The organism is Bacillus sp. B1(2022) (assembly GCF_040259625.1).
Taxonomy (GTDB): Bacteria; Bacillota; Bacilli; order Bacillales; family Bacillaceae; genus Bacillus; species Bacillus velezensis.
Genome location: NZ_JANIFO010000001.1, coordinates 23,072 through 42,242, shown reverse-complemented (window position 1 = coordinate 42,242; position 19,171 = coordinate 23,072). Strand labels below are relative to the sequence as shown.

Here is a 19,171-nt window from a genome sequence, read left to right as displayed (position 1 = left end):
ACTCCTTCTCTATTGTGCGGTGTATCCACCGTCTGCGGTGATCGCGCTTCCGGTCATATAGCTTGATAAATCCGACGCGAGAAACAGCATGACGTTCGCTATTTCTTCAGGCTTGCCGAGTCTCAGCAGCGGATTGACTTTCGCTTTTTCTTTTTTGATTTCTTCAAGCGTGCCTTCGTTGTTTTCAAGGAACGACTTTTCATTCAAAGGTGTGTCAATGATTCCCGGGCACACGCAATTGACGCGGATGTTGTGTTTGGCGTAATCGACGGCCATCGAACGCGTCAGCTGCAATACGCCGCCTTTAGAGGCGTTATATGCGGGAATGTCGGGCCATGCAACGACTCCTCCGACGGAGCACGTGTTAATGATATTGCCCTTGCCGCTTTTGAGCATATACTTGAGCGCGTGCTTGCTCATAAGAAACATGCCCGTCAGATTGACGTTGAGCACCTTGTTCCAATCGCTCAGCTCCATCTCATGAATCGGGGCGACAATTTCGATGCCGGCGTTATTGATTAACACGTCCAATCCGCCGAACTTGTCCGCCGCTGACCGGATGGCGTTTTGACATGCCGGCTCATCTGTAATATCCGTCTGCACAAAATGCAGCCTGTCATTGTTTTCTTTCCTGATCATCGCTTCTCCCTGCGCCTCATCAATATCCGCGACGACCACATTCGCCTGCTGATTCAGAAACGCCTGAACCGCGGCATAACCGATGCCTGATGCGCCCCCTGTGATGAGGACGGTTTTATCCGTCAGGTTCATGACTCTTTCGCCTCTAATTTTTTCGCTTTTGCTCTGTTATAGCGCGGAGGGAAAAAGATATTGACTGATTTTGAATCTTTTTCAAATCTGTTGATGGCGCCGTGATCTTCTCTCGGATCGCAGAAATAAGCTGTGCCGAATGTCATATCCACTTTGCAGCCTTCAATGGTCATATCATAGCCGCCGCCGATGCAGATGCCGATCTGTTCATTGCGGTGTTTATGGAACGGCATTTCTCCCCCGTTGCCCGGAATGTTGGCAAGCATGATTTCCACCCAGTCTTCCACGAAGAACGTGACTTCCATACCGGGCAATAAGTCTCTCGTTTTAAAAATATTCAAAAAATAATCTTCAGGGCTTGTGTAGGTTTCACCGGCTTTCAGGCGTTTAATATCAATGGCGATCACTTCTTGATCCGTCTCATTTCTTGCGCCGTGAGGCACATTAGGAGGCGCGATATAGGCTGATTCCAGCGCTGTCATCTTTCTTGTGACATCTCCGACAGTCATGGACAGCTCCCCGGAAACGACAAGGCCGATTTGGACTTCCTTATGCTGATGCGGTTCCACGTTTGTATGCGGCGGAACGTAAGAAAGCAGAACTTCCGTATCTCCTCTGACGGACGAATATTGTCTTACTCCGTTATCCCATTCTATTAATTTAGGCGTCGGGAAATAAAGTTCCTGCAAATCTTGTTCAGTTTTCATCATGAATCTCTCCTTTTCCGAATAATGACCAGCTCATGGGAATGCTTTTAAATGTTTTGACAAAGTGAAGGCCGTACTTTTGTCTGGCCAGCTCATTTGTCAGCGCGATGTCGGACAAACCGTCCTTCACTCTTTTCGCGGCTGCGCTCGTTGAGTTCACCAGATCAAACGTGACATCTTTACGGGTAAAATACTTAATCAAATTGATAGGAGACGGGTGGGATACGATGACAGTCTTATCAAGCATGTCATCCGTATATTCAAAACCGGGCCGGACAGCCAGGCCGTACATCGGGGTGTCGCACCTGAAAATTTGCAGAAGCTGCAGATCCGGTCTCATGTAGAAGTGCTTAATGCCGTCATACGCGTGAGGCACAATTGTGTATTCCAGCGGACTTTGAAGCGTTTTTTCAATGCACGATTCAAATGTATCATGCAGTGATAATTTGCTGTTCACCCCTTGGAGAAGGGTAAAATTGGTGATGAAGTTTTTTGCTGCGTACTCACTGCTTGTCCCTTCAGGACCGAGCGTGTTGATCGTAATCAGTTTAGATATTGAATAAGCCTTGCTTTTTGTTTGAATGCTATTATCCAATATAATCATGAGCACCAACCAATCTGTTAAATTTTAAGTAAATATTATCCATAGATGTTCAAGCTGTCAATATTATTTGAAAATATTGATAATTATTCCTATATATTAGAAAACACCCTATGACATAGGGTGTTAAAATTAACATTTATAAAATTATAGAAACTTTATTTTACCGATACAATGTTTGGTCGGCCTGATGCTCATATTTCCCATACCTTCTGTATGCGAAAACGCTGAGGACAAAGCCGATGAGGGTGACGGCCGCACAAATAAATCCGACAGCTGCATATCCGTATCCGACATAGACCGGACCCATGACAGCAGAACCCAAGGTGACGGCCAAATTGGACGCCAGACTGTAAAATGCCATGATTTTGCCCCGGCGGCTCTGTGAGCAATCACTTAAAATGGTGCTGAGCAAGGTCACCGTCAGGCTTTGCATCAATCCCCAGACGAATAACCCGATGACCAAAAACGGCATTGATGACGGCGCATAGGCGAGACAGGAAAGCCATATGCTGATCACGGCCAATGCTGCGATCAAAGAGCGCATTTTCCCCGCCTTATCTGCGATTTTTCCGGTGAACACGCTCATGGAAAAACCGATTCCGTACACCATGATCAGCAGCCCTGAAGCTGTATTTCCCCCCGGCAGCACGCGGTGAAGATATGTGCCGAGAAAGGAATACATGCCGTAAAAACCGATCATGTTGAAAAAAGTGATCGTGAGGTATACAGGGACACGGGGCACCTTCAGCGCATCCCGGAAAGTGCCTGCCTGCCGTCCGTTTTCCTCTTCTGTTTTATCCCCATCCGCCGTGCTGCGGCGCGCCTCAATGAAAATGAGCGAAGCAACGAGGACAGACATCATGGCGAAAATCCAAAACGTCCACCGCCAATTTAAAACGCCGCCGATAAAAGAGCCGATCGGAACGCCGAAAATCAAAGCGAGCGACCAGCTTGACACGATCAGACCCATCACCTTGCCGCGGTACGCATAAGGCACACGGTCGCCGACCACCGCATAAGCTGTCGGCACAAACGCACCCGCCGCAAGCCCGGAAAGCGCCCTGCCCAGAAAGAAGAAAAAGAGATTGTGCGCCAGCGCGCAGATCACCGTGCCGGCCGTAAATATAAGCAGCCCCGTCATCAGGCTGAGCTCCCGGGAATATTTATCTCCCAGCGGAACGAGAAGCGGCGCCCCGATAAAAATCATCACTCCGTAAATACTGATGGAAAGCGCCAGCACACTGACATCCGAGCTGAAAGCCCGCGCTAAATCCGGAAGCAGCGGAGAAATCACCAGCTCTTCAGAACCGGCGGCAAATACGCCTAATGTCAAAGCAAGCGCGAGACATATCGGAAATCGGCGTTTCGTTTCGATGTGATCGGTTTGTTTGCTGTTCATGCTCTTTGAACACCTCTTCCGTAAAACTTTTCTACCTTTTGTTGTTTTATAGTTTAGCATCCTTATATTCCATTTTACATTTCAAATGAAAACTAATTCTGTTTTTTTATTTACATTCAGATTTTAAATAAAATATTTAGTTTGTATTCAACAAATGATATAAAATACGTCGTCCGGTTATGCTATAGTGATAGAATCATTTGTTAAGGTGGGGGTCATGGAATGAATAACGCTGATTCAAAGGCCGCCCGCGCAGGCCTCGGCATGGTACTGATTCTCGGGACGCTCGCTTCATTCGGGCCGCTTTCGCTCGATATGTATCTTCCCGCTTTGCCTGAAGTGGCGGCCGATCTTCATACGACAGCGTCACTTGCGCAGCTGAGCCTGACGTTTTGTCTTTTGGGGCTGGCGGTCGGGCAGATCGTTGTCGGGCCGCTCAGTGATATGATCGGGCGCCGGAAGCCGCTCATTCTGTCATTGCTGCTTTATACGCTGTCTTCTTTATTATGCGCCTTCAGCCCTTCTGTTTCGTTTTTAATTGTCATGAGGTTTATTCAAGGATTCACCGGGGCGGCCGGAATCGTCATCGCACGGGCGGCCGCACGCGATATGTATTCCGGAAAAGAATTGACGGCTTTTTTCTCATTACTGATGCTCGTCAATGGGGCGGCGCCGATTTTAGCGCCGATTACAGGGGGATTTATCCTTCAGTTCGCCGGCTGGAAAATCGTATTTGTCGTGCTGGCGGTGATCGGCTGTATCATTTCTGCCGCCGTGCTTACCGCGTTGCCTGAATCACTCCCGCCGGAAAAGCGGACAAGCGGCGGACTCCGGGAGACGCTGATGACGTTTCGCGGCCTGCTTGGCGACCGGATGTTTATGGGATTTGCGCTCAGCCAGGCATTTGTGATGACCGGCATGTTCGCATATATTGCCGGGTCGCCGTTTGTACTGCAAAACATCTACGGCGTATCGGCGCAAATGTTCAGCCTGCTGTTCGCCGTAAACGGTGCGGGAATCATATGCGCCACCCAAATCACCGGACGGATGGCCAAAACACATGATGAACGGAAGCTGTTTGTCTCCGGGCTGTTGATCGCCGTCATCGGAAGCATCGCTTTGCTTTTATCACTTGCGTTTGGTTTAGGCCTGACGGCGGTCTGCATTTCATTATTCATCATTGTTTCTTCTGTCGGGATCGTCACGACGACGGGATTTTCTTTGGCTATGCAGAAACAAGAGAAAGGCGCGGGAAGCGCTGCGGCTCTTCTCGGACTTCTGCCCTTTATCGGCGGTGCGGCTGCCGCTCCCCTGGTCGGTATTGCCGGAGAGGAAAATGCCTGGCCGATGGCCGTCAGCATTTTCGGTTTTCAGTTCTTTGCCGTTCTATCCTATGTGCTGTCGGCCAAACGAAAAACAAAGTAAAGCCCGCCGCTTTTTGCGGAGGGCTTTTTTTCTTATCCGGCAGCGCCTTTTTCCGAAGAAGCCGGCTCACGCTTCAGGCGTTTTTTGATACCGAAGTGATAATACGCGTAACAGATGATCATCAGCGGGACGCCGCAGTACAGACCGATACGCTGGTCGGGGATAAAGATGAGACTGATTAAGATAAGACCGTAAACCGAAAATCCGAGAATCGGCACGATCGGATAAAGAGGCGTTTTAAATGCCAGGTCTTTCAGATTTCCTCCTTCAGCGAGAAAGCGTCTTCGGAAAACGAATTGTGAAGCGCAGATTGACATCCACGCGACGACGGTAATCATACCGGAGATGGAAATGAGCCACACATACACCGTTTCAGCCGCGAATACACTTGTCAGCAGGGATAAACCGGAGATGGCGATGGTGATGGAAAGAGCTTTCAGAGGCACGCCTTTTTTCGTCAGTTTCGTTAAGGAAGCGGGGCCCATCTTAGTTTTTGATAGGGACCACATCATTCTGGACGAAGCGTACAGCCCGGAATTCGCCACCGACAGCATGGCGGTCAGAATGACAAAGTTCATGATATCAGCCGCATAGGGAACGCCGATTTTATCCAGCACAGCCACAAACGGGCTTTCGATGACGCCTGCCGTTTGGTACGGCAAAATGGACACGAGAACAAACATCGCCAGCACGAAGAAAAACAGCGTCCGCCATATGACGTTTCGGATTGAGCGGGGAAGCGTCTTTTCCGGATTTTCGCTTTCTCCCGAGGCGATTCCGACCAGTTCGGTGCCCTGGAATGAAAAATTCACCATGACAAGGGTAAACAGCACGGCTTGGGCACCGTTCGGGAAAAGCCCTTTGTCCGTCGTAAAGTTTGACAGATACGGAGCCGTCTGCCCGCCGTTAAAACCGACAAAGCCGAATACCGCAGCGCAGCCGAGAATAATAAACAATACAATGGCCATGACCTTAATGCTGGAAAACCAAAATTCCATTTCCGCAAAACTCCGCGCAGACAGCGCGTTAATGGAAAAAATGACGACGCCGAATACAAGGCACCACACCCAAATCGGAACGGCCGGAAACCACCGCTGCATTAAAATCCCCGCCGACGTCAGTTCAAGCCCCACTGTATTGGCCCAGCTGAATGCGTACATCCATCCGATCGTAAAACCCGTCGACGGCCCGAGAAACTTTGCCGCATACGCTTGAAATGATCCTGCGACCGGCATGGCGACCGCGAGCTCCCCCAAACAAAGCATCACCAGATACATTAAAAATCCGCCGATCACATAAGCCAATATCGCGCCGATCGGTCCCGCTTCACTGATCGTAAAACCGGAGCCCAGAAAAAGCCCCGTCCCGATCACGCCGCCGAGGGCGATCATAAACAAATGCCGGCCCTTCATCGTGCGCTGCAATTCAGTTTGATTGGTATCTCCCTGCATATACATCCCCCTTATTCCGTTATGTCAGCCATTTGTGCGTATGTCTAATCGGTAGCTGTGCAAAAGGTGCATTGTCGTCTGCTGAATGAGTTCCGGCAGCACATGGAATGTGTACGGCTTGTACACGCGTTCCGTCCATTTATGGCCGTCCTTTCCGTATACCCCTATATTGACCGACGGAATATTCAATTCCCTGATTTCTTTAAAAGGAATCGTCCCGATGACATCCCAGCCCGGAAAATTATCGGTAAAGGCGGAGACCTCCTCGTCTGTTTCATGCAGCGATAAAAAGCTTCCGTCCGCTAAATAAGGGAAAAACTTTTTAAAGGCGAATGTTTCTCCGGTTGACGCCGCTGTTTTATCGACCGCTTCTTGAATGACATGCTGCAAAAGCCGGTCCCGTGTGCTCTCTTCTTTCAGATAATTGTGCGGAAGGTAAGGCGGCGCATAGAAAATAATGACCTTGGCTCCCTGCTCAGGATCGAGTTTTTGCAGTTCCTCGACGGCTTTAAAGCATCTCATCCGCAGTTCAAGATGTTCATATGTTTTAAATGCCTGCCCGATACACTGTGCAGGGTCTATCCCGCGGCTTCTCAGCCTTTTCAGGTAATCTTCCAGACTGTACACTTGAACGTTCCATGACATCTCTTTTTTCGGCAAGCTCGTTCTCTCACAGTATTCGTCGTAATAATCAGATAATTTTCGTTCTGTCTCTTTGCAGGCTTCGTCAGCCACGGCGGTCAGCTGATCCATGACTTCTTTGGCGGTTTTCTCGTATATAAAATAATTAAAATAGACATAGCTGCTGACGGCGGTCTGCACGTTATACGCTTCCTTGTTGTCTCGCTGGTAGAGACAGGTCGGCGGAAGCACAAGCTCCCCTTCAATGTTTTCCGCCATATGAATATTGTTGTGAATTCTTCTGGTGATTTCTGACGCGATCAAATTCGGATCGATGCCGGACAGCGTATCACCGACATGCACCTCCCGCCCGTAAATCGCAAAGCAAGGCAAAAGCTTCCCTGCCGCGCCCGTGTAGATGTACCTTGTCGTGTCACCCTCATACAGCGGGGTGATAAAATCGTTATTAATCGCTGCTAAATAACGAAGCTGCTTTTCTTGTTTCAGCCGTTTTAATTCAGAAATGCCGGTTAAAATGCCGGAATGCTGGCTTTCTTCATCGGGGTTTGCCATGAACAGAATATGGCCCGGCAGCTGATCGCGCCGTTCAGAAAAGTGAAGCAGATTGGCGAGATGAACGGCAATACCGCTCTGCATATCAACCGAACCCCTTCCGAACATCCACTCGCCTGAGCGGGCGTCCCGCTGCACATCCCGATCAAATTCATAGTTTGAGAAATACTCCGCGAGACGGTCGGAATCAAAAGCGATATCTTTTAAAGGGCCGAAATCCTCGATGCCGACCGTATCAAGATGAGCGTGATAAATGACCGTATTCAGGCTTTCGCCGTTTCCCTCAATAAATGCGAAAATATTTTTGCGGCCGTAAGGGTCCTCAGGAATCGCCTGCTCCCACACATGTGACGGATTCTCCTGAAAGTAGGGAAAGCTCTTGATCATATCTTTGATATAGTCGGCTTTTTTTCCTTCTCCCAATGTGCCGTTGATGCTGTTTAACGCCACCAGTGATTTCGTAATGGCTTCTATTTTCTCCTCCGGAAGCATTTTGCTGAGCTGCTGATACATGTTCCATCCTCCTTACCCTCATATAGAGAAAATAGCGCGACTCTCTTTTTCATCGCGCTATTTCCGAAAGATTAATAGGCTTCAGACGTTGTTTTTGCCTGCATATGAAGAATCAGATAGTCAGGTCCTCCGGCTTTTGAATCGGTTCCTGACATATTGAAGCCGCCGAACGGCTGGTATCCGACAATCGCTCCCGTACATCCGCGGTTGAAGTATAGATTCCCGACGTGAAAATCTTCGCGGGCGCGTTCAATGTGCGCGCGGGTTTTCGATAACAGAGCGCCCGTCAGTCCGTAATCGGTATTATTGGCAATCTCAAGCATATGGTCGAAATCACGGGCTTTTGAGATCGCGACGATCGGCCCGAAAATTTCCTCCTGCATCAGGCGGGCGTTTTCATCAACATCCGCAAAAATGGTCGGCTGAATAAAGTATCCTTTTGAATCATCACCTTCGCCTCCCGTCAGGAGTTTTCCTTCTGTTTTGCCGATTTCGATATAACTCATGACTTTATTATAAGATGCTTCGTGGATGACCGGCCCCATGTATGTATCAAAATCTTCCGGACTTCCGACGGTGAGTGATTTTGTTAAAGCGACGGCTTTTTCAACAACTTCATCATAGACGTCCTGATGGATGACCGCACGGGAACCGGCTGAACATTTTTGGCCTGAGAATCCGAAGGCGGAATACACGATTGAGGAAGCGGCAAGATCAAGATCAGCATCTCTGTCTACAAGCACCGTATCTTTCCCTCCCATTTCGGCAATGACCCGTTTCAGCCACTTTTGGCCCGGCTGTACTTTTGCGGCGCGTTCATAAATGCGGCATCCGACCGCGCGGGAACCTGTAAACGACACAAATCTCGTCTTCGGATGCTCAACCAGATAGTCGCCGATTTCTCCTCCGTCGCCCGGTATGAATTGAAGCACGCCGTCCGGCAGGCCCGCTTCTTTCATCACTTCAACGAATTTCGCCGCCACGACAGGCGCCGCATCCGCCGGTTTCAGCAGTATCGTGTTGCCTGTTACGATGGCTGCCGCCGCCGTTCCCGCCATGATCGCAAGCGGGAAGTTGAATGGAGAAATGACGATTCCCACCCCAAGCGGCTCATAGTGATACTGATTATATTCTCCGTCACGGCTCTTTACAGGGGAACCGTCTTTCAGTTTCAGCATCTGACGGGCGTAATACTCTAAAAAGTCGATCGCTTCCGCCGTATCCGCATCCGCTTCCTTCCACGGTTTTCCCGCTTCTTTCACTAGATACGCGGAGAATTCGTGCTTTCTTCTGCGGATGATCGCCGCCGCTTTAAACAGCACATTCGCGCGGTGTTCCGGCCGTACTTTTTTCCATGTTTGAAATGCCTGCAGCGCAGCCTGCATGGCCTTTTCCGCAAGTTCTTTTCCGGCGGCCGATACAGAACCGATCACTTCTTTTTTATCTGCCGGATTGACGGAAATGATCTTTTTATCCGTTTCGATCGCTTCACCGTTGATGATAAGCGGATAATGCTTGCCGAGCTGTGAATTCACATAAGCCAGCGCTTCCTGAAACGATTGTTTATTTGTCTCTTCCTGAAAATTTGTAAATGGTTCGTGTGCGTATGAAACTGTCATTAGAATTCCTCCCCGTATTTTGTAATGTGTGCTCACGCTTTATGATGATGCAAGAAGCATACCAGCATAGCAATTTGTGATAAAAATAAGAAAATCTTCTGCCAAAAGCGGACGAAGCTTGTCCGAATCTGTCAGCTGTAATCTGAAAATGCAAAGAAATTTTGCGATCTGCTATATAACTGATGCAAAATCTCTTTGCGGATAACACTTATACCCAGCCGCGGAACCGGGCCGCTTCAGCCGATTTTCTGATGCCCGTCATATAGGCGGCCAAACGCATATCGACTTTGTGGGTATGCGCTGTCTGATAAATGGATTCAAACGAATTCACCATGACGCTGCGCAGTTTTCCGGCGACTTCCTCCTCAGACCAGTAAAAGCCTTGATTATTTTGCACCCATTCAAAATAAGACACCGTCACGCCGCCGGCGCTTGCCAAAATATCCGGCACGAGAAGCACGCCTCTTTCATTCAGAATTTTCGTGGCATCTATCGTTGTCGGGCCGTTTGCCGCCTCCACAATGATTGAGGCTTTAATGTGATGGGCGTTTTCAGCCGTAATCTGATTGGAGATTGCGGCGGGCACGAGAATATCACAGTCCTTTTCCAGCAGCTCCCTGTTCGTTATGACATCCGAGAAGAGATTCGTCACCGTGCCGAAGCTGTCCCGCTTATCCAGCAAGTAATCAATGTCAAGGCCGTCAGGGTCATACAAAGCGCCGTGGGCGTCTGAGATGCCGATCACCTTGGCGCCGGCGTCATGCATAAATTTAGCGAGAAAGCTCCCCGCATTTCCGAACCCCTGAATGATGATCCGCGCATTTTCCAATGGAATCCCTTTTTTCTTAACGGCTTCCTCAATACAAATCGTGACGCCTTGCGCGGTCGCCGTTTCCCGCCCCTGTGAACCGCCGAGAACAATCGGTTTGCCCGTAATGAATCCCGGTGAATCAAATTCTCTCAGGCGGCTGTATTCGTCCATCATCCATGCCATAATTTGCGAGTTGGTATATACGTCGGGAGCCGGAATATCCTTTGTCGGACCGACGATCTGGCTGATCGCACGCACATATCCGCGGCTCAGCCGTTCCAGCTCTCCGAATGACATCGTCCGAGGATCACAGATGATGCCGCCTTTTCCGCCCCCGTAAGGAAGATTTGTGATGCCGCATTTTAAAGTCATCCAGATGGAAAGCGCCTTAACCTCTTCTTCACTGACTTCCGGATGAAACCGCACGCCCCCTTTTGTCGGGCCGACTGCGTCATTATGCTGTGAGCGGTAGCCCGTGAAAACCTGTACTGAGCCATTGTCCATTTTGACAGGGATGCGGACGGTCAAAAGCCGCATCGGCTCTTTCATCAGTTCATACATATTGTCAGGGTACCCCAGTTTTCGCAGGGCCTCTTTTATGATCGATTGTGTTGACAAGAACAAATTAAGAACTTCTTTTTCTTCATCTTTCTGATTGCTTTTAGAAATCGGGTTGGCTGACATGTTTTATCACCTCATCGTATTTTACGTGTAAACTTCAATTACCGGCAGAACAAAATGTAAGCGCTTTTACACCAAAACCCATCAATCCCTTTCACATTGTCGTTACGCCCCTTTTATATGCAAGATTCATGCCAGGTTTTTTGCGCATAAAAAAAAGAGACTGTTGTCAGCCTCTCAGATTAAAGAGAAAGGGGATTTGAAGACGTATACAGAAGAAACCTTACTGCTTTTATTAAAATTTAATACGTCTTAAACGTACAGAAAACGTTGTTTCTTTGAAGGGGACACTATTTAGAGATATACCTCCTCCCATTTGCTCTACTAATCTCTTAGTAATCGTCAGCCCCAATCCGCTTCCCTGATAATTGGTATTTCTCGAGTCCTCCAATGTGTACATTCGTTCAAAGACACGGTCTTTATGCATTTCATTTATTCCTTTTCCTTTATCTGATATTTCTACAAAAACATCATTATCAGTTATTCTGATCTTTAAACCCACCATCTTACCATCGGAACCATATTGAATTGCATTCGTAATTAAATTATTCAGAACCCTCTCAATTGCATCTTCATCTCCGCTAACAAAGACAGAATCATCGGGTATATCAATCACTACTTCAAATTCTTTGCTAATTAAAATTTCGTAGTAATCCAAAATTATTTTTCGGCTGACTTCACATATGTCAATTCGTGAAGAATTTAATTTTTTATCTCCTGACTCTAATTTTACAAGTTCAAAAAAACGGTTTATTAACGCTAATACCTCGACCGTTTTTAAATTAACTGTTTTTAGTAAACTCATAACCTTTTCCGAAGTCAGACTTTTATCGTTATTTATAATTTCAATATAACCTAGTATAACTGTTAAAGGCGTCTTTAAATCGTGTGAAATATTTGATAACATTTTTCGCATGGACAGTTCAATACTATTGCAGTTCCCTTTGATCTTTTGATTATGGTCTAAAAGACGGTTTATTTGAATTAACAAGGATTTTATATATTTATCTTCCGTGTTAAGCAATAATCTTTCGCCTGTCTCTTCATTAACAACTTTTCGAAGTTTATTTCTTATATATTTAATCTCAGTCCTTAGATTTAATCGGCTTCGGAAAAGAAAGATATTTACTGCTGCAGAGCATATGAATAAAATAACCAACATATAAAACAATTTAAAAATCTCCCAACTTATAACCGATTCCCCACAAAGTTTTTATGTACATTGGATGAGATGGATCGTCCTCAATTTTCTCTCTAAGCCGTCTAATATGAACATTAATTACATTCTCATCTCCATGATACTCATCTTCCCATACGGATTTATAAAGTTGAGACTTAGTATATACTTGTGAAGGATTAGAAATAAAGAGTTTTAAAATATTAAATTCTTTTGCCGTGAGATTAATCTTTTCATTGAATTTTTTAACAGAAAAGCCATGCAGGTCAACACTTAAATCACCTATTTTAATGATTTTTTCTTCCTTTGAAGACAGGGAGCTCTTATAGTGTCTTTCTCTTCTAATGGTTGCTTTAATTCTGGCTATTACCTCCAGCATAGAAAAAGGTTTAGAAATATAATCATCAGCCCCGAGGCCGAGACCAAGTGCCTTATCTACATCTTCATCTTTTGCAGACATGATAAGAACGGGAACCATACTTTTGGAACGAATCATTCTTAAACATTCCATCCCATCTATCTTCGGAAGCATTAAATCCAACAATATAACCTCAAACTTTTGGGTGTTCAATATGTCTAAAGCTTCTTCACCATTAAAAGCTGCTGTTACTTCAAACCCTTCTTTCGTTAAGCTTTCGCTTACCATATCGCTTATGAATTGGTCGTCTTCTACAATTAATATTTTGTAACCCAAGCTTTCCGCTCCTTAAATATAAAACTGATATTCTTAATTCACTGTTTATTTCAATCATTATACAGATAATTAATCTCATTATAATTATTTTTTATACAAAAGGAGATAAATATTCCAAAACATTTTAAATACAAACAAATAAGACAACCATTCTTCAATAGGGGGAATTGTTGTCTTGTGTTTTTCTCTTTTTATCTCACCTTTATCGAACCATCTTCACTAGATAGACTTACTTTATTACTTCCCGCGCCAATTTCACCTTTTTTCAGTTTTACGCCATCATGGCTCTTATTAAGCTCATCTAGATCAAACGTTACATCAGAATTACTCTGAGCAAAAACAGCAAGTGAAGTTGGCGCTTTTTTATAAGATACACCTATATCTCCTGATTTCGTATTTACTGATAAAGATTTTCCCTCTGTTATGTCCTTGATTGAAACCGTCCCATCTTTAGAGGTAATCTTTACATTGGAACTATCTATTTCCTTCATCTCGGTATCGCCGCTTGCTGATGTTATATTTAATTCCTCAAAAGAACTATTTTCCATACTTAACGATCCATCCCTGGATGCAAATTTTCCATTATCAGCCGAAACATTATTGATTTTTTCCTCACCGGAATGATTTTCAACGACAATATTTTCAGCTGAAATTTCACTTAAATGTATAGTCCCATCTTTATTGGTTATTTCAATATTGTTCATACCTGACTCGGGAACATTAATATAGATTGTGCCGCCCTGCTTCCCAAAAGTAAATCCATCCAAAAAGCCGCCATTCTTTTGTTCTTTTTGAGTAACGACCAAACCCCTCCCATTTTCTTGAAATGTAACTGGAACCTTATCTTTCTTCTTCCCCTCAGCAGATATTGTTGCCTTATTTGAATTACTCTTTTTAAACTTCACATCCCATGAGTCAGTATATACTTTTAAAGTATCAATTTTTTCAACATTGTAGGACACGTTCTTTTTAAAGTTTTTTGTATCTGTCTTATAAAGGCTTAAAACAATTCCGCCGATTACGATTAACACTGCACATGATGCTATAATCTTCTTCATTGTATAATTTCTCCTTTTATCTACAATAAATCTTTCTGATCCACCTTACGGTAAGAAAGATAACCCACTAAAAAACCAAATAAACAAAGTATAATTGGAATGATAATAAATTGACTTAAACTGACTGTTTCTCCTCCGTCGGAAACTGTTGCATTGATAAGGACCCCGATTATGACAGCCCAAGTGATTGTAGCAGAAGTTGATTTTTTTCTCATGCCGAAAAATAAAGGAATCAGACTCACTCCTCCCATCATAAAAGCGGTGAGAAGAGTCGATGGCATAGCGGAAATAACTTCACTCATTTCAACAGGCTTCTCGAATAAATATAAGTGCGGACTCACGAAGAGAATTAACAAGTTAATAACAAACGTAGCAATAACAATACTTACAAAGCAGAATAGGAAGACAATAGATAGTTTAGCTTGCATTAATTTTTTTCTTTGTAAAGGATAAGTAAACAGCAATTGTATTGTTTTATTTTTATATTCATCAATAACTAAACGGGATAAAATCACAGCAGAAAAACTAATAAACACAATTCTAATTAAAATATTAGTTAGAGATATAAAATCTGCATAATCACGAAACATAAGTTCATTTTTAGATTCCCATCCCATAAAAGCCGCTAAGCCAAAGATGATAAATATCCAAAGTGCCACCCATTTAAAATACTGTGATAAGTGATATTTTTTGTACTCTAATTTCATAAGTTTTAACATGCTAATAGCCTCCAGCAGAAGAATTTAAGACAATGCAAATAGGTGTATAACACAGACGGGCAATCTATCTAATGTGTATTCCCTCCCCATTCATAGAATTTAAGAAGTATTCTTCTAAAGAACTGTGTTTTTTATTTATACTTTCTATACCAATGTCATTCAGAATAAGTGCTTTAGAGATTTCTTGTTGTGTAACTGCTGTTTCATAGATACGAATTAATTGTTGATCAATCATTTTAAAATTTCTTATCCCCAGATTTTGCTCTAAAATATATAACGCTTTTTTTATATTTTGGACTTTTACCTCTATATACTCTGTTTGTTTTCCGTTTATACTCTTCATAGAAACTTCTTTTATTAACTTGCCATTCTGTATGATACCAACAGTATCTGACATTTGTTCCATTTCGGCTAAAATGTGACTGGAGACTAATAATGTAATTCCATATTCTCTGCAAAGTAATTTAAAGAGATCCCTCAACTCTTTTATACCTATTGGATCCAGGCCATTAATCGGCTCGTCTAAAATGAGAAGTTCTGGTCTTGTAGAAATAGCTCTGGCTATTCCTAACCTTTGTTTCATTCCTAAAGAAAACTCTTTCACTTTTTTATTATCAATATTATGTAACTTTACAAGCTCGATGGCGTGGTCAATGGATTTTTTATCGTAATAGCCCATATATTCACAATGGAAATCTAAATTTTCTTTAGCAGTGAGGTTGTCATAGAAAATGGGATATTCAATAATGGTGCCCATTCTTTTTAAAACTTCAAATGACGTATCTGTTAATTTCTCACCGAAAATTTCTATTTCCCCACTTGTTGGCTTGATTAAATTTGTAATCATTTTCATAATGGTTGTTTTACCTGCACCATTGGGACCCAAGAATCCATAAATCTCCCCTTTTTTCACGTGCATATTAACCCCGGAAACAACTTCTTTTCCTTTAAATGTTTTTGTAAGCTGACTCGTTTTTAAGATGTATGTCATTCGCTTTCCCCTTTCCATATATACTCCTACTATATAAAGGAAAGTTCTCTTTTCTCTTAAGCAAATATTACTTTTTTCTTAAGATTTTTCTAATTAAATCCTATCCCCATTCTATAAATCATTTTTTGTTTTTTTAGGATGCATGATGTCCGTAGGAGAAGAAAGGGAGGATCTCTTAAATTTCAGGTCCCTAACTGACCGCCATCTTCCAAGACATTTTTGATGAAATTGCTCTTCAGGCCAGCAATCATGATATAGTGGGCGGTCGTATCTTATTCACTGGCTCCACTCATATCAAAGTCAATAAAAACACAAAAACGAAGACATCCGCTGTCTTCGTCTTGTGCGCTATCGGTGAGCCGTCTGCCAGTCAAATCCGATGGTGTCATCATTCCACGGAATTCTTTTTTCGTCAGGCTGATCCGGATTGTAGGACATTGTCGTGAAATAAATAATGGTCAGCGGGGTTTCACCCAGCACTCTGTACCCGTGTGCGACGCCTTTGGGAATGAGAAGGAGCATCGGATTGTCTTCTCCCATGTAGTAGACATCCGTTTCTCCCTTGGTTGCCGACTCTTCGCGAAGGTCATGCAGCACGACCTGGGCGTGGCCCGTCGGAAAAAACCATAGGTCATCCTGTTTCTCATGATAGTGAAATGCTTTAATGACGCCGGGATAGCTTTTGGACCAGGAAGCCTGCCCGAAACGCTCTAAGAGATGTTCATCGTCACGGACGAGTTCTGAGAAAAAACCCCGGTCATCGCTGTGTTTGATCAGCTTTTTGATTTTTACGCCTTCGATCACTTGCACTGTCCCTCCCTTTGTAAATAATCATGCAGCGCTTCCCGCCAATGCCTCATCCCGAGCCCCTGCCGTTCAATCGACTCAAGACTCAAAACCGAGTAAGCGGGGCGCGGCGTCTCATTTCCGTATTCCTCCGTCGTGACGGGCAGCACGGAGGCGGTTCTGCCGCTTTCTTCAAAAATAGCCTTGGCAAATTCATACCAGCTGCACACTCCGCTGTTTGCGGCATGGTATAAGCCCGGCGGCCTGTCAAACAGACCGATCACCGTTTCGGCTAAATCTTTTGTGTACGTCGGCGCTCCGACTTGATCGTTAACGACACGCACCTGATCATGTGTATCCGCAAGTTTCAGCATCGTATTGACAAAGTTGTGCCCGCCGCTGCCGTACACCCACGATGTTCTGATAATGGTGTGGTTTTTTCCCGTCAACCGGATCAGTTCTTCGCCGAGTTTTTTGCTTTTTCCATAAATTGTGCCCGGATCTGCGGGATCATCGGTCTGGTATGGCCGTGTTCCTTTGCCGCTGAAGACGTAATCGGTGCTGATGTGAATGAATTTCGCGCCGGTGTTTTCAGCCTCAAGCGCGGCATAATAAGCGCCGATTCCGTTTATTAAATACGCTTTGTCGAGCTCCGTTTCACATTTGTCAACGGAGGTGTATGCCGCCGTATTGACGACGATATCCGGCTTGTAATGGCTGAACGAGTACCGCACCGAACGCTGGTCGGATATGTTCATCATCGCTTTTGTCAAGGCGATCACTTCATACCCTTCCCGCTTCAGCTGACGGCATAACTCCCGCCCCAGCTGGCCGGCCGCTCCGGTTACTAATACCTTCGTCAATCGGATCCCCTTCTTTCCGATTAGTCTTGGCTGTCTGTATACCAGCGAATGGTTCTTCTCATTCCTTCTTCAAATGTGACGTCCTGCCGCCAGCCCAGCTCATTTTTCAGCTTTGAGGCATTGATGGCGTAACGGCGGTCATGCCCTTTTCTGTCTTCGACATGAGCAAACCGTTCCTCGACACCGAGCTCCTTCATGATAAATGACGCAAGCTCTTTATTCGTCCGTTCATTTCCTCCGCCGATATTGTAAATGTCACCGAGTGTTCCTTTTTCCAGCACGAGCTTAATGGCGCGGCAATGATCTTCGGCAAACAGCCAGTCTCTGATCTGCATCCCGTCGCCGTACAGCGGAACCGGCGTGCCGTTTACGGCATGCCTGATAATGGTCGGAATCATTTTCTCGTGATGCTGGTACGGCCCGTAATTGTTGCTGCATCTTGTAATGATGGCAGGAAGCTTATGGGTTCTCACGTAAGACATGACGAGCAGGTCTGAGCTTGCCTTGCTGGCCGAATACGGATTGTTCGGAGAAAGCGGCGTCGTCTCCGTAAAAGCGGGATCATCCGGCGCCAAATCTCCGTACACCTCATCTGTGGAAATGTGAATCAGCCTGCCGGCTTTTCCCTGTAACACCGCGTCCGCCAGTCGGTATGTGCCCATCACATTTGTTGTGATAAACGGCTCTGCCTGATTTATGCTTCTGTCCACATGGGATTCAGCCGCAAAATGAATGACAGCGTCATACATTTGGGAAAAGACTTTGTCAATGTCCTCTTTTTCAGAAATGTCACCTTTGATAAAACGGAAACGGCCGTTCTTTTTCAAGGCTTCTATTTCAAGCGGCCTGCTTGCATACGTGAGATTATCCAGGACGGTAATCTGCGCGTCCGTTTCTTTCAGCATCATCTTTGTAAAGGTAAGGCCGATAAATCCGGCGCCCCCTGTAATTAAATATGATTTTGGCATGATTAATGCTCCTGTCCTTTCTGTAATGCCTGATGCGCCAGGCTTCCGGCGAGGTAGAGCGATTCATGCGTACCCGCATCCACCCACCAGCCCGTTAACACATCATACGTCAGCTCACTGTGTTCAATGTATAAATTATTGACATCCGTAATTTCCAGTTCGCCGCGTTTTGAAGGGGAAATTTGTTCAATATAGGAAAACACTTCTGCGTCGTACATGTAGATCCCTGTGACGCATAGTCTGGTCGGCGGCTGCTCCGGCTTTTCAATGATCGACTTGATCCGTTTGTTTTTCTCATCAATCTCGGCGATGCCGAAGCGCTCCGGATCGTCCACTTCTTTCAACAGCACTTTCGCTCCTTTTCCCTGCTTTGCGAAACGCTCCGTATAAGGTTTTAATGAATCTTCAAAAATATTATCTCCCAAAAGCAGAACGAACGGATCGCGCCCGGTAAACCGCTTTGCGTATGATAAACCGTCGGATATGCCGGATGCGGCGGGCTGAACCTGATATGTGATTGAGACGCCGAGCTCTTCTCCGGTTTCGAGAAGTTTATGAAATTGCGGAATATATTCTTTTTGCGTAATCAGCAAGATATCTGTAATCCCCGCTTCTTCCAGCTTCATGACCGACCAGTAAATCATCGGATATGGACCGACAGGGAGTAAATGCTTATTGACCGCTTTTGTCAGCGGCATAAGGCGTGAGCCGGTGCCTCCGGCTAAGATAACACCTTTCAC

Annotated in this window: 18 protein-coding genes; 1 reads left to right on the top strand and 17 read right to left on the bottom strand. The window is 45.2% G+C overall.

Features of this window, described 5'->3' with window-relative positions; genetic code table 11:
- Positions 1-9 precede the first annotated feature (9 nt).
- From bacC to NQS30_RS00195, 4 genes are all read right to left on the bottom strand, one after another.
- Positions 10-771, bottom strand: a complete 762-nt coding sequence (gene bacC, locus NQS30_RS00210) for a dihydroanticapsin 7-dehydrogenase (RefSeq protein WP_007407673.1) — start codon at positions 769-771, stop codon at positions 10-12.
- Positions 768-1,478 (bottom strand): 3-((4R)-4-hydroxycyclohexa-1,5-dien-1-yl)-2-oxopropanoate isomerase, encoded by a 711-nt coding sequence (bacB, locus tag NQS30_RS00205; RefSeq protein ID WP_003151000.1) that lies wholly within the window; start codon positions 1,476-1,478, stop codon positions 768-770. Before bacB ends, bacC begins: the two co-directional genes overlap by 4 nt.
- On the bottom strand, positions 1,468-2,082 hold the full coding sequence (locus tag NQS30_RS00200; RefSeq protein ID WP_003150997.1) for a bacilysin biosynthesis protein BacA: 615 nt from the start codon (positions 2,080-2,082) through the stop codon (positions 1,468-1,470). The genes bacB and NQS30_RS00200 overlap by 11 nt, the downstream gene beginning before the upstream one ends.
- Positions 2,083-2,242: 160 nt before the next feature.
- Entirely contained in the window at positions 2,243-3,481 is a 1,239-nt protein-coding gene (locus NQS30_RS00195; protein ID WP_218791411.1) for an MFS transporter, read from the bottom strand.
- A 222-nt stretch (positions 3,482-3,703) separates the two neighbouring features.
- Here NQS30_RS00195 and NQS30_RS00190 point away from each other — a divergent pair, with 222 nt between their 5' ends.
- The gene (locus tag NQS30_RS00190) at positions 3,704-4,906 is read left to right on the top strand and encodes a multidrug effflux MFS transporter (protein WP_167340916.1); all 1,203 of its coding nucleotides are present in this window, start codon (positions 3,704-3,706) and stop codon (positions 4,904-4,906) included.
- 32 nt (positions 4,907-4,938) lie between these two features.
- Here the strand turns inward: NQS30_RS00190 and NQS30_RS00185 are convergent, their stop codons facing one another.
- From NQS30_RS00185 to NQS30_RS00125, 13 genes are all read right to left on the bottom strand, one after another.
- Positions 4,939-6,357, bottom strand: a complete 1,419-nt coding sequence (locus tag NQS30_RS00185; RefSeq protein ID WP_012118711.1) for an amino acid permease — start codon at positions 6,355-6,357, stop codon at positions 4,939-4,941.
- A 24-nt stretch (positions 6,358-6,381) separates the two neighbouring features.
- Positions 6,382-8,064, bottom strand: a complete 1,683-nt coding sequence (locus NQS30_RS00180; protein WP_060562402.1) for a M20 family metallopeptidase — start codon at positions 8,062-8,064, stop codon at positions 6,382-6,384.
- A 71-nt stretch (positions 8,065-8,135) separates the two neighbouring features.
- The gene (gene pruA, locus NQS30_RS00175; protein WP_218791412.1) at positions 8,136-9,683 is read right to left on the bottom strand and encodes an L-glutamate gamma-semialdehyde dehydrogenase; all 1,548 of its coding nucleotides are present in this window, start codon (positions 9,681-9,683) and stop codon (positions 8,136-8,138) included.
- Positions 9,684-9,891: 208 nt separating this feature from the next.
- Complete coding sequence (locus NQS30_RS00170) at positions 9,892-11,178, bottom strand: Glu/Leu/Phe/Val family dehydrogenase (RefSeq protein WP_007407680.1); 1,287 nt, start codon at positions 11,176-11,178, stop codon at positions 9,892-9,894.
- Positions 11,179-11,410: 232 nt separating this feature from the next.
- Complete coding sequence (locus NQS30_RS00165) at positions 11,411-12,346, bottom strand: sensor histidine kinase (RefSeq protein WP_025285443.1); 936 nt, start codon at positions 12,344-12,346, stop codon at positions 11,411-11,413.
- Position 12,347: 1 nt separating this feature from the next.
- Positions 12,348-13,046 carry a response regulator transcription factor gene (locus NQS30_RS00160; protein ID WP_012118715.1) on the bottom strand — a complete coding sequence of 233 codons (699 nt, stop codon included), beginning with the start codon at positions 13,044-13,046 and terminating at the stop codon, positions 12,348-12,350.
- A 191-nt stretch (positions 13,047-13,237) separates the two neighbouring features.
- Positions 13,238-14,104 (bottom strand): DUF4097 family beta strand repeat-containing protein, encoded by an 867-nt coding sequence (locus tag NQS30_RS00155; protein ID WP_025285444.1) that lies wholly within the window; start codon positions 14,102-14,104, stop codon positions 13,238-13,240.
- Positions 14,105-14,124: 20 nt separating this feature from the next.
- Positions 14,125-14,823, bottom strand: coding sequence for an ABC transporter permease (locus NQS30_RS00150; RefSeq protein WP_218791413.1), 699 nt, complete (start codon positions 14,821-14,823; stop codon positions 14,125-14,127).
- Between the two features lie 64 nt (positions 14,824-14,887).
- On the bottom strand, positions 14,888-15,814 hold the full coding sequence (locus NQS30_RS00145; RefSeq protein ID WP_025285446.1) for an ABC transporter ATP-binding protein: 927 nt from the start codon (positions 15,812-15,814) through the stop codon (positions 14,888-14,890).
- A 348-nt stretch (positions 15,815-16,162) separates the two neighbouring features.
- Positions 16,163-16,618 (bottom strand): dTDP-4-dehydrorhamnose 3,5-epimerase family protein, encoded by a 456-nt coding sequence (locus NQS30_RS00140; RefSeq protein ID WP_003150986.1) that lies wholly within the window; start codon positions 16,616-16,618, stop codon positions 16,163-16,165.
- Positions 16,615-17,463: a dTDP-4-dehydrorhamnose reductase gene (gene rfbD / locus NQS30_RS00135; RefSeq protein WP_095352562.1), complete on the bottom strand. Its 849-nt coding sequence runs from the start codon at positions 17,461-17,463 to the stop codon at positions 16,615-16,617. Before rfbD ends, NQS30_RS00140 begins: the two co-directional genes overlap by 4 nt.
- Positions 17,464-17,483: 20 nt before the next feature.
- Positions 17,484-18,431, bottom strand: coding sequence for a dTDP-glucose 4,6-dehydratase (rfbB, locus tag NQS30_RS00130; protein WP_007407684.1), 948 nt, complete (start codon positions 18,429-18,431; stop codon positions 17,484-17,486).
- Positions 18,432-18,433: 2 nt separating this feature from the next.
- Positions 18,434-19,171, bottom strand: a complete 738-nt coding sequence (locus NQS30_RS00125) for a sugar phosphate nucleotidyltransferase (RefSeq protein ID WP_012118722.1) — start codon at positions 19,169-19,171, stop codon at positions 18,434-18,436.